Raw genomic sequence first — 14,391 nt, forward strand, 5'->3', positions numbered from 1 at the left:
GCAAGAGTGGACGGGCGTGGCGGCAAGGAGGAGGCCCCCACGCGTCTTTCACGTGAGGGCCGACAGGGAGGGGCCGGGGGCCGGGGGCCGGGCGGGAGGGGCCGGCCGGGGGAGAGGGGAGGGGCCGGGGAGAGGGCCGGGCGGGTCAGGCCGTGGTCCGCCTCCGCTGCCGTTGCCACGCGTACCCGACGGCCGCCAGGAACGCCGTCATCCCGCCCGACCAGTACAGCTGCACCCGGGTGTCCGGCTCCCGAGCCATCAGGACGAGGATCCCCGCCATCCCCGCCAACGCGACCCAGGTGAGCACCGGGAACGCCCACATCCGGACGACCAGCCGTGCGGGCGCCTCCCGCTCCAGCCGGCCGCGCAGCCGCAGCTGGGACAGCGCGATGAAGATCCAGACGACCAGGATCACCGCGCCGATCATGTTCAGCAGCCAGGGGAAGACGTCGTCCGGACGCCAGTGGCTGAGCAGCAGGACACCGGCCACCGCCAGCACGCCCAGCACCAGGAACAGGGTGATCGCGCCGACCTTCAGGGCCGCGAACCAGAACTCGAACTCGCCGAAGTTCTTCACGGCGGCCAGGTTCGCCCCGCAGAACAGGAGCATGAACAGCGCCACCCAGGCCCACTCGGGCGTGCCCGGCAGCCAGCCCGTGACGATCTTCGCGGCGCCGATGCCCTCCAGGCCGACGGCCGTGCACAGCAGCACCCAGAAGGCCCACCCCACGGTGAAGCCCGCCCAGGGGCCGAAGGCCCGCTCGGCGTGCGCCGAGAACGAGCCCGACGAGGGGTACGCGGCCGACATCTCGCCCAGCATCCGCATCACCAGCATCACGAGCAGGCCGGAGAGGGCGTAGGCGAGGACGATCGACGGACCGGCGGCGGCGATCCCCGCGCCCGAGCCGACGAAGAGCCCGGCGCCGATGACACCACCGAGGGCGATCATCGACAGATGGCGCTGTTTGAGGCCGTGGGACAGGGTGACGTCCGGCTCGGGTGTGGTCCCGAGGGTGGTGCTGCTGGGCATGGGCGCGGCTCGTCCAATGCGTGAGATGGGCAAAAACGCCCACAGTCTGGGCAGCCCCTACGCTCGGGCGGAGGGGCTGCCCACGATCCGGACGGACCGGATACGCGGTGTGTCTAGGCCGCTACGGAGACGTTGGCGGCCACGGAGGTGTAGTGCGCCGCGTCGCCCTCGACCGAGTAGCTCTCCTTGCCGTCGATGCCGACCGGGATGTCGCCCGCGACCGTCACCCGGTGCAGCCGGCGGGGCTGCCCGTCGTAGTTGTCGACCGCGTAGTGCTGGGTGATGCGGTTGTCGAACAGGACCAGCTGGTTCTCCGACCAGCGGTGGCGCAGGATGTTCTCCGGCCGGGTGACGTACGACTGGAGCAGGTCGAGGATCTTGCGGGACTCGGCCGGCGACAGGCCCACGATGCGCTGGGCGAACCCGCCGATGAACAGGCCGCGCTCGCCGGTCAGCGGATGCACGCGGACCACCGGGTGGACCGTGCGGTACTTGATCGAGGTGAACTGGGCGCGCGCGGCGGCCTGCGCCTCGTCGACCGTCTCCTGCGGCACCGCGTAGTCGTAGTCGTTGGTGTGCTCGGCCCACAGGCTGTCGGCGAGCTGCCTCAGCGGCTCCGGCAGCTGGCGGTAGGCGGCCGCCGAGCTGGTGATCAGGGTCTCGCCGCCGTACGGCGGGAGGACCAGGCTGCGCAGGGTGCTGGCCTGCGGCGGGTTGAGGACGAAGGTGACGTCCGTGTGCCAGTGGTTGGCGGCGCGGCCGCGCTCGCTGTCGACCGGCAGCACGTTCGGGGAGCCGTCGACGGCCGGCACGGTCGGGTGGGCGGTGGTGAGGTCGCCGAAGTGGCGGGCGAAGGCCTGCTGGCCCGCGTCGTCCAGGTTCACGTCGTCGAAGACCAGGGCCTTGTGGACGTCGAGCGCCTCGCGCAGGGCGGTGTAGGTCTCCTCGTCGAGGGGCTTCGCGATGTCGACGCCGACGACCTGGGCGCCGATGTTCGCGGTGACCTTGCGGATCTCGATGCTCATGGGAAGGTCCTTTCGGGCGAGGGTCAGACGAGGGCGGGTGCGGGAGCGTTCACGTACTGGTTGGCGGGGCGCGGGAGGCCGTACCTCTCGCGCAGGGTCGTGCGGGGTCCGTATTCGGTGCGCAGCAGACCGCGGGCGCGCAGGATCGGCACCACGTGGTCGACGAAGGCGTCCAGTCCGGAGGGCAGCACCGCGGGCATGATGTTGAAGCCGTCGGCGGCGCCCTGGGTGAACCAGCTCTCGATCGCGTCGGCGACCTGCTCGGGCGTGCCCGCGAAGGTGAGGTGCCCGCGTCCGCCGCCGAGCCGCCCGATCAGCTGCCGCACGGTGAGGCGTTCGCGCCGGGCCAGCTCCACCACGAGGGTGTAGCGGCTCTTCGCGCCCTCGATCGCGCTCTCCGGCGGCAGATCGGCGGGCAGCTCGGCATCCAGCTCCAGGGCGCCCGGCTCCAGCTGGAGCAGCTGCTCCAGCCGTTGGACCCCGTGCGTGTGCACGATGTGGTCCTCAAGGACCTGCTCGTATCCCCGTGCCTCGGCCTCCGTCGAGCCGATCACCGGGACGATCCCGGGCAGCACCTTGATGTGCTCGGGATCCCGGCCGGCCTGCCGGGTACGGGACTTGAGGTCGGCGTAGAAGGCCTGCGCGTCGGCGAGCGTCTGCTGCGCGGTGAACACCGCCTCCGCGTAGCGGGCCGCGAACGCCTTGCCGTCCTCGCTCGACCCGGCCTGCACCAGCAGCGGGTAACCCTGGGGCGAACGCGGGACGTTGAGGGCGCCCTCGACACTGAAGTACCTGCCCTGGTGCCGGGGCGGGTGGACCTTCGTGTCGTCGCCCCAGACGCCGGCCGCCTTGTCGGCGACGATCGCGTCGTCCTCCCAGCTGTCCCAGAGCTTCAGGGCCACGTCGAGGAACTCGCCGGCCCGGGCGTAGCGCTCGGCGTGCGCGGGCTCGGCGTCCAGACCGAAGTTGCGGGCGGCCTCGGCGCCGGCGGTGGTGACGATGTTCCAGCCCGCCCGGCCACCGCTGATGATGTCGAGGGAGGCGAACTTACGGGCCAGGTTGTAGGGGGAGTTGTAGGAGGTCGAGGCGGTGGCGATGAGGCCGATGTGCCGGGTGGCCGTCGCCAGCGCGGTGAGCAGCGTGAGCGGTTCCAGGGAGCCGGCCGGGCGCTGGGCGATGTTGCCCCAGAGCTGTGGGCCGTCGGCGAGGAACAGGGAGTCGAAGGTGCCGCGTTCGGCGATCCGGGCCAGGTGGACGTAGTGGTCCAGCTCCACGTGGGCGTACGGGTCGCTCTCCGGGAGCCGCCAGGACGCCTCGTGGTGGCCGGTGTTCATGAGGAACGCGTTGAGGTGGAGCTGTCGTCCGTTGTCAGCCGTGGTCACTTGTGGTCCTCCGTGACGCCCAGGGCGGCGAGCAGCCGTTCGCGGTACTCGCCGAGCAGCGGGTCCCGGTACGAGCGCGGGTGCGGGCGGTCGATGGTCAGGTCGAGGCCGATACGGCCGTGGTCGAGGACGAGGACCCGGTCGGCGAGCACGATCGCCTCGTCCACGTCATGGGTGACGAGCAGTACGGAAGGCCGGTGGCGCTCCCACAGCTCGCGCAGCAGGGAGTGCATCTTGATCCGGGTGAGGGCGTCCAGCGCCCCGAACGGCTCGTCGGCCAGGAGGAGTTCGGGCTCACGGACCAGCGAGCGGGCCAGGGCGGCGCGCTGCGCCTCACCGCCGGACAGCTCGTTGGGCCAGGCCCGCTCGCGGCCCTTCAGCCCCACCTCGGCGAGCGCCTCGCGGCCCTTGTGCTCGGCCTCCTTGCCGTCCAGCCCCAGCAGTACGTTGTCCAGCACCCGCCGCCAGGGCAGCAGCCGGGAGTCCTGGAAGACCACCGACACCCGCTCCGGGGCGGTGAGCCGCCCGCTGCCGACGACCTCGTGGTCGAGGTGGGCGACCGCCCGCAGCAGGGTGCTCTTGCCGGACCCGCTGTGGCCGAGGAGCGCCACGAACTGGCCGGCGGGGATGTCCAGGTCGATGCCGTCGAGGACCGTGCGGTCCTCGAACGACCTTGTCAGGCCGCGCAGTTCGACGGCGGTGGAGCGGGTCAGCTGCTCAGTGTGCGGCGCCACGACAGCACCCTCCGTTCGATGAGACGGACCACGGTGTCGGAGAGGAGACCGAAGACGCCGTAGATGAGGAGGCCGACGAGGATGACGTCCGACTGGCCGTAGTTCTGGGCCTGGAACATCATGTAACCGAGGCCGCTGGTGGCGTTGATCTGCTCCAGGACCACCAGTCCCAGCCAGGAGCCGGTCACCCCGAGCCGGAGTCCCACGAAGAATCCGGGCAGGGCGCCGGGGATCACGATCTGCCGGATGAACTGGACCTTCGACAGGCCCTGCACCTCGGCGAGTTCGACGAACCGGTGGTCGATGCCGGACAGCGCGGCATGCGTGTTGAGGTAGATCGGGATGTAGACGACGATGGCGATGATCGCGATCTTGAAGGTCTCGCCGATGCCCAGCCAGAGGATGAACAGCGGGATCAGGCCGAGGGTCGGGATCGCCCGGTTGAGCTGCACGGTCCCGTCGATCAGGGCCTCCCCGGACCGGGTCAGCCCCGAGGCCAGCGCGAGCACCACTCCGGCGGTCAGGCCGATCGCGAAGCCGTAGGCGGCGCGCTCCAGCGAGGTGAGGACGTCGGTGGTCAGCGTTCCGTCGGTCCACAGGTTCACGCCGGTCCTCAGCACCGTCCAGGGTGCGGGGATCGCCCCGGTGTCCAGCTTCCCGGCGGCCGAGGCGGCGGCCCACAGGACGATGAGCAGCAGGGGCCCGACGAGCCGGGAGGCGGGCCACGGTTTGCCGGGAGTGAGGCCACGGCGTCGTTGTCGGCGGCCGACCCGAGGACCGTCGTCGGCGGCGACGGCGGGGCCGACGACGGCGGTGGCGGCGGGGGTCGGGGTCGCGGTCGTGCCGGCGGTCGGGCTCGCCCCGGTGCTCGTGCCGGTGTTCGTGGTCGTGGGCGTGCTGGTGGTCGTGCTTGCGCTGGTGGTCATGGCGGTCAACTCCGGTACTCGGCTGCCACGGACTTGGCGGCGATGCCCTCGAAGCGGTGGTCGAACAGCGAGGAGACGTCGAACTTCTTCACGAAGCCGCCCTCCGCGAGGAGGTCCGCGGTCTCCTGCTCCCACTTGATGGCCTCGGCCCAACTCGGCGGGAACAGCGGCTTGTTGGCGAGCGCGGTGATCGACTGGGCCTGGTCGATGGTCAGGTTCTGCGTCTTGACGTAGAACTCCTCGTTCCAGACGTCCGGGTTCTCGTAGCTCCACACCAGGCCCTTCGCCCACTGCGGGATGTACGCGGCGACGGCGGCGGCCTTCGCCTTGTCGTTCAGCACGGACGCCGGCGCCCACAGCAGGCTGAGCAGGTCGACGACGTCGGTGGTGATGATGCGGGCGCCCTTGGGCCCGTACTGCTTGAGGTAGGCGGGCGACTGCGTGTTGCCGAGCGGGGCGATGTCCACCTGGCCCGACTGGAGGGCGGTGAGGAACTGGTTGCTGGTCAGCGGGACCAGCTTCACGTCGTCGTACTTCAGTCCGGCCTTCTTCAGCGCCCGCAGCAGGACGACGCCCTGCGCCTGCCCCTGGGAGAACGCCAGCTTCTTTCCGCGGAAGTCGTCGACGGACTCGATGTCGCTGCCCGGCTTGGTGGCGAAGACGTAGTTCGGCTTGCGGGTGATGTTGATCGCGACGATTTTCGCGTCGAAGCCCTGGTAATGCGCCTGGATCGGCGGAATGCCCGCGTTGTTGGCAACGTCCAGGGACTTCGCACGGAAGGCGTTGATGACGTCGGGGCCGGCTCCGATGTTCAGCCAACTCGACACCGCGAAGGGCAGTTCGGGCAGCTTCGCCAGCTTCAGCTGCAACTGCTGCGCGCCCTGGTAGGAGGCGATCTTCAGGCTCGTGCCGGCCGGCACCTTGGCGGCGAGCGGAGCGGTGGAGGCGCCCTTGTCACCGGTGGCGGCACTGCTCTCGGCGCAGCCGCTGAGCCCGGCGACGCCGGCTGCGGCGCCCAGCAGGGAGGCGAGGAAGAGACGCCGGTCGACACCGGTCGTACGGGAAACAGGCACGGGAGAACCCCCAGGGGAAAATGGAGACAAGGCAGGCAGAAGGAGGAAGGCAGAGGCGAGCGGGCCGGAGCAGGCAGAGGCGAGCGGGCCGAGGCTGCAATGGGTCTGCGGGAACCGAAAGGATCCGCAGGAAATCCGCAAGAAGTCTGCAACGAAGCCGAAATGAATCCGAAGCGATCCGGAACGGATCCGCAGTGGATTCCCGCGGCTAAAGGCAGAAGAAGGACGCGCTCCCGGCGCGCCGGGGCGTCAGCAACAGAAAGTGCGACAGCTCATGAGAAAGATGTTCCTGTCCACGGGTGGGGCCTGTCAACATTCGGAGTTTCTGAATTAACTCGACTCGGGTGGAGCGTCCGAGGGGCGGGGCCAGGACCAGGCCAGCGGATCCCGGTAGAGCACGTCCAGCGCCACCGCCCCGCCCGCCACGGCCAGCACGGAGTCGGGGAAACTGCTCGGCGAGACGGCGGCGGAGCGCCCCGCCCCGACCTCGTCCCGCAGCGCGGCGAGGCAGTCCTCCCGGAACAGCACGCCCACCTCGGTGACGACGACCCGCTCCGGATTGAGCACGTCCAGCAGCAGCCCGGCCGCCCGGCCCACCAGCCGCGCCCGCTCCCGCAACAGCCGCGCGGCCACCGGGTCACCGGCCTGCGCCGCGGCGACCACGTGCATCGGATTCACCCCGTCGATCACCCCGGCCTGCCGGGCCCGTCGGCACAACGTCCGCTCGCTCAGCTCCACTTGGAGGCAGCCGACCCGGCCGCATGCACAGGACTCCGTGCCGCCGGCCAACGGCAGATGCGCGATGGCGCCCGCCTGCGAACGCGGCCCGTGATGCACCTCGTCGTTCGTGGCGAACGCCGCGTCGACCATGTTCCCGACGAACAGATGCAGCACGCTGAGGTCGCCCCGCGCCTGCCCGAACAGCCGCTCGGCGTTGACCAACGCCCGCGCGTGCCCGTCCACCTGGACCGGCAGCCCGGTGTGCGCGCCGACCGTCTCCCGCACCGGCACGTCCCGCCAGCCCAGCAGCGGATGCTCGACGACGGTCCCCGAATCCCGGTCCACCCAGCCGCCCACGGCGACCCCCACCCCGAGGGCCCGGCAGCCGGGAGTCTCCCTCAGCAGCGCGCCGAGCCCGTCGGCGGCCCGCGCCAGCAGCTGGGACGGTTCGAGGCGGTCCCGATGCTTCAACTCCCGCCGCGCCACCACCCGGCCGCGCAGATCCAGCAACGAGACGGTGGTGTACGGCACCGCCACATGCACCCCGCCCACCACGAACCGCGAGTCGTCCAGGTCTACCGGAACGTGCGGCCGGCCCACCCCGTTGCTGCGCCGGGGCGCCGCCGCCTCCCGGATCAGCCCGAGCCCGGTGAGCCGGGCGCAGTGGTCGGTGACGGAAGCGGGGGACAGCCCGGTGAGCCGGGCGATGGTGGAGCGCGCGACCGGCCCGTGCTCCAGCACGGACCGCAGGATCACACTGGCGCTGGTACGCCGCCGGTCGCTGTCGGCGACCCGGGTGACGGGAGAGATCGGGGCGGGAGGAACCGCGGTACGGGGCATGGGGAACTTCCTCGGAAGTCGGGAGCCGGTCCGACACTGCGCCGTCTGTGGAGCGCGGCGCGCCGGATGGTCGGCTCCGCCCGCCTCACACCGGAGGGCGACAGGCGGCCGCGCCCACGCGTCGCAGGTCGACATGGCGACGCGACGAGAAGTTCAGGGACTGGGCCTGGGCAACCATGGCTCGAAGCTAGCAAAGGGGACCCAGCCCTGCCCAGATGGCGACCGACGGGCGAGACGGCCGCCGTTCGATTGGCGAAACCCTACAGAGACCGCCCGGGGGGCCCGCGTATCCCGAACCACTCCACCTCAGTGACCAGGGTCACCTCGTACCGCGTGTAACCCCCACCCTTTGTCAGGAGCCAACCAACCCCGCGCTCGACCGTTTGTCGACCGCGGACGGTGATCGCCTCGACCCCCCTGGGATAGCGTCGCCGTGTCCCGTCCCTCCCCGTCCCGCGGAGTCCCCATGAGCACCGCCGCCGTCACCCCCGCCAGTCCCGGAAAGGTCCTCGCCGACCTTCTCCCTGCCTCCCGTGTCCGGGACATCGCGCTCGTGCTCGGCGGTGCCGCGCTCACCGGCCTCGCGGCCCAGATCGCGGTCCCGGTCCCCGGCTCCCCGGTCCCGGTGACCGGCCAGACCTTCGCCGCGCTGCTCGTCGGCACCACCCTCGGCGTCCGCCGCGGGGTCTCCTCGCTCGCCGTGTACGCGATGGCCGGTCTCGCCGGTGTGCCGTGGTTCGCGGGCGGCGGTTCCGGCGTCTCCGTCTCCTTCGGCTACATCCTCGGCATGATCCTCGCGACCGCCGCCGTGGGCGCCCTGGCCCGCCGGGGAGCCGACCGCTCCGTGCCGCGCATGGCGGCCACGATGCTCCTGGGCGAGGCGATCATCTACCTCGTCGGCGTCCCGTACCTGGCCTACGCCGCCGACATGTCCGCCTCCGCCGCGATCGCGGCCGGCCTCACCCCCTTCCTGATCGGCGACGCCGTCAAGGCGGCCTTGGCGATGGGTCTGCTCCCGACGGCCTGGAAGCTCGTCAAGGAGTGACCGCCCTCAGGCGCTGACGAAGGGGTTCGCCGGGCCGGGTCGCAGCACGCGACCCGGCCCGGCGAACCCCTTTCGCGTGCGGCCGGTTCAGCTCTCCCGCCGCTCCGGCCGTCGCTGGGACCACCACAGCCCGGCCGCGCCCACCGCGAGCAGTGCGGCTCCGGCCGCGCCGAGCGGCAACACGTCCCGGCCGACGCCGGTCTTGGGCAGCTCCTCGCCGCCGGGACCCACGGGCGTGTTGTCGGTGCCGAGGAGCAGCGGGGTGGCGGGCGCGTTGGGCGACGGGTTCGTCGTGCCGAACGGCACCGGGCCCTGCTGCCAGAACGTCTTCTTCCCGTCACCGGTCTGGACGGGCAGACAGATCTTCCCGGTCTTGCTCAGATCGAAGGTGGCGTCGACGGCGTACGACTTCGACGCCCCGGCCGCGAGATTGTCGATGGGGCAGGCGAAACCGCTGTTGGATCCTTCCGGAAGATCCTTCTTCGCGATGGCGTCACACCCCTGAACGCTTTTGACCGTGAGGCCGTCGAAGCCGACGACCAAAAGCCTTATCTGTCCGCTGTCCTTGGTCCCCTCGTTCTTCACCGTGGCGGTGATCGCCGTTTTCTTGGAACTGTTGTCGACCGAGATCCGCTCCGGCAGTGTCGTCGTCGTCTTCACGCCCGCGGGCGCCTCGTCGACGGGCTTTCCCCCCTTGCCGCTCCCGGGCCCCTGATCGTCCGCCCCGGCAGGGCCGGAAAGGATCAACACCGCCGAGAAAGATGCCACGACCAGCGATCCGGCGACGGTCGTCGCACGACGAGAACTCATGTTCGCCCCCCTTGGCTGCGCCTGAATTCGCAGTACTGGAAGAGGTACCACAAGATTTCTTCACACTATGCTGGTAAGGCAGTAAGTGTGACTATTGTGTTCCAGGGGCCGGGCAATGGAGGGGGTGCAGCGGATTGCCGGGAAATGCGGGAAACGCAGAGAATCCGGGGAACACAGGGAATTCGGGGAGTGGCGGTTTCCCCGGGTTACTGGTGACGGGGCGCTACCGGCTGGTCGAGTGTATCGGCCAGGGGGGAATGGGGCGCGTGTGGCGAGCCACCGACGAAGTTCTCGACCGCCAGGTCGCGGTGAAGGAAATGCGTATCGACGGCCTCGACTCGGAGGACACCCGCACCCGCCGCGAACGCACCCTGCGCGAGGCCAGGGCCACCGCCCGGATCGACCATCCCAACGTGGTGCGCGTCTACGACGTCGTGGACGAGGGCGAACGCCTGTGGATCGTCATGGAGTTGGTGGTCGGCCGCTCCCTCGAACGGATCATGGCCGAGGAAGGCCGACTGAGCCCCCGCGAAACCGCCCGTATCGGCCTGGGCTTGGTCACGGCACTGCGCCAGGTGCACGCGAGGGGAGTACTGCACCGCGACATCAAACCGGGCAACGTCCTGGTGGAAGGCGTGTGGAACGCGGGGCTGGCGGGGAACGAGGGGCGGGCGGCGAACGAGGGGCAGGCGGGGAACACCGGGCGGGCGGGGAACACCGGGAGCGAGGGGAGGCCCGGGGACCGGGCGAGCGCGGGCGACGGGGAGACCGGCGTGCGACGGATCGTCCTCACCGACTTCGGGATCGCCGCGATCCAGGACACGAAGGCGTTGACGATGGTCGGCATGCTGGTCGGCTCTCCCGACTACATGGCCCCCGAGCGCATCTCGGGCCACCCGCAGGGCCCACCCTCCGACGTGTGGTCCCTGGGCGCGACGCTCTGCGCCGCACTGGCCGGCCACTCCCCCTTCTCCCGGGACACCACCCTGGCGACCCTGCACGCGGTCCTCTACGAGGAACCCCGACTCCCGTCCGACGCGGGCCCGTTGTACGACATCCTGACCGCCCTCCTGGCAAAGGAACCCACAGCCCGCCCCACCCTCGCCGACCTGGAATCCACCCTCGAGGTCATAGCCTTCCCGCCGCCCATGCCCACACCAATGCCCACGCCCACGCCCACACCGACGTTGACGGTGACCGGGGGAGAGGCGAGCGCGGGGGACGAGCGGGTCGGCGAGAGGGCGGAGGGGATCGAAGGGGCCGAGGAGGTCGAGGGGTTCGAGGAGGTCGAGGGGGCAACGGGGGATCGGGCGCCGGAACCGGTCCCGGACGTGGGGGAGTTGCCGCTGAGGGAATCACCGACGCGCGTACTCCTGAACGCCACCAGGACGCCCCACCCGCCCGACGCCCCTGGCACATCTGATGCCCCTGGCGCACCTGGCGTATCCGAGGCGACGGATGCCTCCACCGATGCCGCCTCCACCGCTGGCTTCTCCGTCTTCTCCGACACCTCCAGCGAAGCGGCCTCGGAGATGCGCTCGGAGTCGGGCTCCGAACCGCCGTCCCCCGGCCCGCCGGGAACCTCACCCCCACGCTCCGGAATCTCGCTCTCCCGGTCCGCTGCGGTGACGGAACGCAACCCCGCCCCGAACCCGTCGCCGACCCGTCGAGGGGGTCTGCCGCCCGGTGGTCGGAGGGGATGGACGGGTCGCCGCACCGGCGCGGTCGCCGCCGTCGGTGTCGTCGTCGGGGCCACGGTGCTCGCGATCGTGCTGGCGGCGGCCCCCGGCTCGCACGACGGCGACAACCAGGCAGGCGGCTCCTCGCCCGAGCCGTCCCCGGTCGCCGGCTCGAGTTCCGGCTCCGGCTCCGGCGCGGGCGCGAGTCCCTCCGCGTCGTCCACCGTCGAGGGGACGTTCAGGCCCCAGAGCCTGCCCCCCGGCGCGCACCAGGAGGCCGGCGGCTTCGCGTGGGCGACGCCCAAGGGCTGGCGGCGGGATGTGAAGACGGGCGCGGAGGTGCACTACACGTCCCCCGACGGCGGTCAGGAACTCGTCGCCAAGTCCTCCCTGGCCCGTGGCGATCTGATGGACACCTGGCGGACCTCCGAACGGAACGCCCACCAGGGCCGGGACTACGGCAAGATCCGCCTGGAGGAGACGACGTTCCGAGGCCTGCCGGCGGTCGTCTGGGAGTACACGTTCACTCTCCAGGGCACCTCCTGGCACGCCCGGCTCCTGGGCTTCAACGAGAGCGGGAAGTCGTACCAGATCAACACCTGGTACCAGCCCGCGGTCGAGGCGGCGGCCCTGAAGACGTACGAGAAGGTCAAGGACAGCTTCACCGTGACGTGATGTGACGTGACGGTGAGGCCGGAGATAGGGGAAAGAGGAAAGGGGCCCGCCGAAGCGGACCCCTCTCCTCTGCCCGGCGGAAAGGGGCCCGCCGAAGCGGACCCCTCTCCTCTGCCCGGAGGCGGAACTACTCGACTTCGCTCCCGGCAGGAGCAGGAGCAGGAGCAGGAGCAGGAGCAGCGGCAGTTGCCGTCGCCGCGGCCTTGGCCCGGGCCTTGACCCGGCCCTCCTTCAGGAAGGCGACGGCCACCACGAGGGCGGCGACGAGCAGCGACAGCAGCACGGTCGTCCGCCCGCTGCTCTCCCCCTCGGTGTCGGTCAGCATGTAACCGAGCACGAAGACGATCAGCGCGGCCGTCGCCCAGGTCAGGTACGGGTACAGCCACATCTTCACGACCAGCTTCTCCGGCGCCTCGGCCTGGATGATCTTCCGCATCCGCAGCTGCGAGAAGCAGATCACGAGCCAGACGAACAGGGCCACCGCGCCACTGGAGTTCACGAGGAAGAGGAAGACCGAGTCCGGGAACTTGTAGTTGAAGAAGACGGCGACGAATCCGAACGTCACCGAGGCGACGATCGCCGCGAGAGGGACACCACGACTCGTCGTCCGGGCGAAGACCTTCGGCGCGTCGCCCCGCTGACCGAGCGAGAAGGCCATGCGGGAGGCCGTGTAGAGCCCGGAGTTGAGGCAGGACAGCACCGACGTCAGCACGATGAAGTTCATGATCTGGCCGGCGTGCGCGATCCCGAGGGAGTCGAGGGCGGCCACATAGGAGCCCTGCTCCTTGATGGACGCGTCGTCCCAGGGCAGCAGCGTGACGACGACGAAGATCGACCCGAGGTAGAAGACGCCGATACGCCAGATGATGCTGTTCGTGGACTTCGTCACGGCCCGCTGCGGGTTCTCGGACTCGCCGGCCGCGAGGGTCGCGATCTCGCTGCCCATGAAGGAGAAGACGACGAGCAGCACACCGGTGAGGATGGCGCCGGGTCCGTGCGGCAGGAATCCGCCGTGGTCGGTGAGGTTGCCGAGTCCCGCCTTGTCGCTGTCGACACCGGGCAGCACGCCGAACACGGCGAGCCCGCCGACGATGATGAAGGCGCCGATCGCGACGACCTTGATCCCGGCGAACCAGAACTCGAACTCGCCGTAGGACCCGACGGAGACGAGGTTGGTGGCGGTCAGCACCACCATCACGATGAGCGCCCAACCCCACTGCGGTACGCCGGGCATCCAGCTTTCGAGGATCTTGGCCCCGGCGGTGGCCTCCACCGCGAGCACGACGACCCAGAAGAACCAGTACAGCCAGCCGATGGAGAAGCCCGCCCAGCGGCCGAGCGCCCGGTCGGCGTGCGCGGAGAACGAGCCGGAGGTCGGATTGGCCGCGGACATCTCGCCGAGCATGCGCATCACCAGCACCACGAGCGTGCCGACGAGAGCGTAGGACAGCAGAATGCCCGGCCCGGCGGTGGCGATACCGGAACTGGAACCGACGAACAATCCGGCTCCGATGACCCCGCCGATGGCGATCATCGACAGATGCCGGTTCTTGAGCCCTGCGTGAAGCCCGGATCCGGATCCGGTCCCAGGTTCTCCGGAACCACCGGGGCCGTTGTCGGCCTTGGTGAGGGTCGGCTGCGAAGTCATGAGGATGGTTTTCCTTTGCGCCGCGTGAGGGGAATCAGGTGCGTCGTGCGTGGGGGGCGTACGAGCCGGTCCAGTGAATCCGAGGTGAATGAATTCGGGAACCTATGATTCCAGATCGTTACTTGAGGTTTTCCTGAGCTTCTATGGGATTGCTCAAAGTTTTCGGACGCGGCACCCGGCGCTGCTACCCCGCAACACTCGTGTCACACTCATCCCATGCGCGTGTATCTCGGCTCGGACCATGCCGGCTTCGAACTCAAGAACCACCTCGTCGAATGGCTCAAGGCGGCGGGTCACGACCCGGTCGACTGCGGGCCCCACATCTACGACGCCCAGGACGACTACCCGCCCTTCTGCCTCCGCGCCGCGGAGCGGACGGCCGCGGACCCCGAGTCCCTCGGCATCGTGATCGGCGGCTCCGGCAACGGCGAGCAGATCGCGGCGAACAAGGTGAAGGGCGTCCGTGCCGCCCTGGCCTGGAGTGAGGAGACCGCGTCCCTCGGCCGCCAGCACAACAACGCCAACGTCGTCGCCGTCGGCTCCCGCATGCACTCCCAGGACGAGGCGACGAAGTTCGTCGAGACCTTCCTCGCCACCCCCTTCTCCGAGGACGAGCGCCACATCCGCCGCATCGACATGCTCGCGTCGTACGAGACCACGGGCGACCTTCCGGCGATCCCGCCCCACCACCCGCAGCAGTAGGCGGCGGAGCCCCCGCGGGGGGGGGGGGGGGGGGCCCCGCCCCCCCCCCACAACCCCCCCCCGGTGGGGGGGGGGGGGGGGGGGGCCCCGGGGGGGGGCCCC

The 14,391-nt window shown here is 70.4% G+C and carries 12 protein-coding genes; 3 read left to right on the plus strand and 9 right to left on the minus strand.

Translation table 11 applies throughout. The annotated features are described in order from the left end of the window. Positions 1–145 precede the first annotated feature (145 nt). From ACIRPU_RS01620 to ACIRPU_RS01650, 7 genes are all read right to left on the minus strand, one after another. The gene (locus ACIRPU_RS01620; RefSeq protein ID WP_403860214.1) at positions 146–1,030 is read right to left on the minus strand and encodes an amino acid permease; all 885 of its coding nucleotides are present in this window, start codon (positions 1,028–1,030) and stop codon (positions 146–148) included. A gap of 113 nt (positions 1,031–1,143) precedes the next feature. Continuing rightward, a complete protein-coding gene (locus ACIRPU_RS01625) occupies positions 1,144–2,055 on the minus strand; it encodes a TauD/TfdA dioxygenase family protein (protein ID WP_403860217.1) in 912 nt (303 codons plus the stop codon). A gap of 23 nt (positions 2,056–2,078) precedes the next feature. Further along, positions 2,079–3,437, minus strand: coding sequence for an LLM class flavin-dependent oxidoreductase (locus tag ACIRPU_RS01630; protein ID WP_385563222.1), 1,359 nt, complete (start codon positions 3,435–3,437; stop codon positions 2,079–2,081). Then, complete coding sequence (locus ACIRPU_RS01635; RefSeq protein ID WP_384121842.1) at positions 3,434–4,171, minus strand: ABC transporter ATP-binding protein; 738 nt, start codon at positions 4,169–4,171, stop codon at positions 3,434–3,436. Before ACIRPU_RS01635 ends, ACIRPU_RS01630 begins: the two co-directional genes overlap by 4 nt. Next, entirely contained in the window at positions 4,147–5,097 is a 951-nt protein-coding gene (locus tag ACIRPU_RS01640; RefSeq protein ID WP_403860221.1) for an ABC transporter permease, read from the minus strand. Before ACIRPU_RS01640 ends, ACIRPU_RS01635 begins: the two co-directional genes overlap by 25 nt. 5 nt (positions 5,098–5,102) lie before the next feature. Then, positions 5,103–6,170: an ABC transporter substrate-binding protein gene (locus ACIRPU_RS01645; RefSeq protein WP_403860224.1), complete on the minus strand. Its 1,068-nt coding sequence runs from the start codon at positions 6,168–6,170 to the stop codon at positions 5,103–5,105. Between the two features lie 330 nt (positions 6,171–6,500). After that, positions 6,501–7,730 carry an ROK family protein gene (locus ACIRPU_RS01650; RefSeq protein ID WP_403860227.1) on the minus strand — a complete coding sequence of 410 codons (1,230 nt, stop codon included), beginning with the start codon at positions 7,728–7,730 and terminating at the stop codon, positions 6,501–6,503. Between the two features lie 466 nt (positions 7,731–8,196). Here ACIRPU_RS01650 and ACIRPU_RS01655 point away from each other — a divergent pair, with 466 nt between their 5' ends. Next, complete coding sequence (locus ACIRPU_RS01655) at positions 8,197–8,775, plus strand: biotin transporter BioY (protein WP_384121850.1); 579 nt, start codon at positions 8,197–8,199, stop codon at positions 8,773–8,775. 87 nt (positions 8,776–8,862) lie between these two features. Here ACIRPU_RS01655 and ACIRPU_RS01660 read toward each other — a convergent pair whose 3' ends face one another. After that, positions 8,863–9,585, minus strand: a complete 723-nt coding sequence (locus ACIRPU_RS01660; protein WP_403860230.1) for an LPXTG cell wall anchor domain-containing protein — start codon at positions 9,583–9,585, stop codon at positions 8,863–8,865. A gap of 209 nt (positions 9,586–9,794) precedes the next feature. Between ACIRPU_RS01660 and ACIRPU_RS01665 the strand changes: the two genes are divergently transcribed. Beyond that, positions 9,795–11,939, plus strand: coding sequence for a serine/threonine-protein kinase (locus tag ACIRPU_RS01665; RefSeq protein WP_403861548.1), 2,145 nt, complete (start codon positions 9,795–9,797; stop codon positions 11,937–11,939). 127 nt (positions 11,940–12,066) lie between these two features. On the opposite strand, the gene ACIRPU_RS01670 is transcribed toward ACIRPU_RS01665, so the two are convergent. Continuing rightward, positions 12,067–13,587 carry an amino acid permease gene (locus tag ACIRPU_RS01670; RefSeq protein ID WP_403860233.1) on the minus strand — a complete coding sequence of 507 codons (1,521 nt, stop codon included), beginning with the start codon at positions 13,585–13,587 and terminating at the stop codon, positions 12,067–12,069. Between the two features lie 216 nt (positions 13,588–13,803). Here ACIRPU_RS01670 and ACIRPU_RS01675 point away from each other — a divergent pair, with 216 nt between their 5' ends. Next, entirely contained in the window at positions 13,804–14,289 is a 486-nt protein-coding gene (locus ACIRPU_RS01675) for a ribose-5-phosphate isomerase (RefSeq protein WP_355701357.1), read from the plus strand. The last annotated feature ends 102 nt before the right edge of the window (positions 14,290–14,391 follow it).

It is taken from the genome of Streptomyces sp. NPDC102259 (genome assembly GCF_044766465.1).
Classification (GTDB): Bacteria; Actinomycetota; Actinomycetes; order Streptomycetales; family Streptomycetaceae; genus Streptomyces.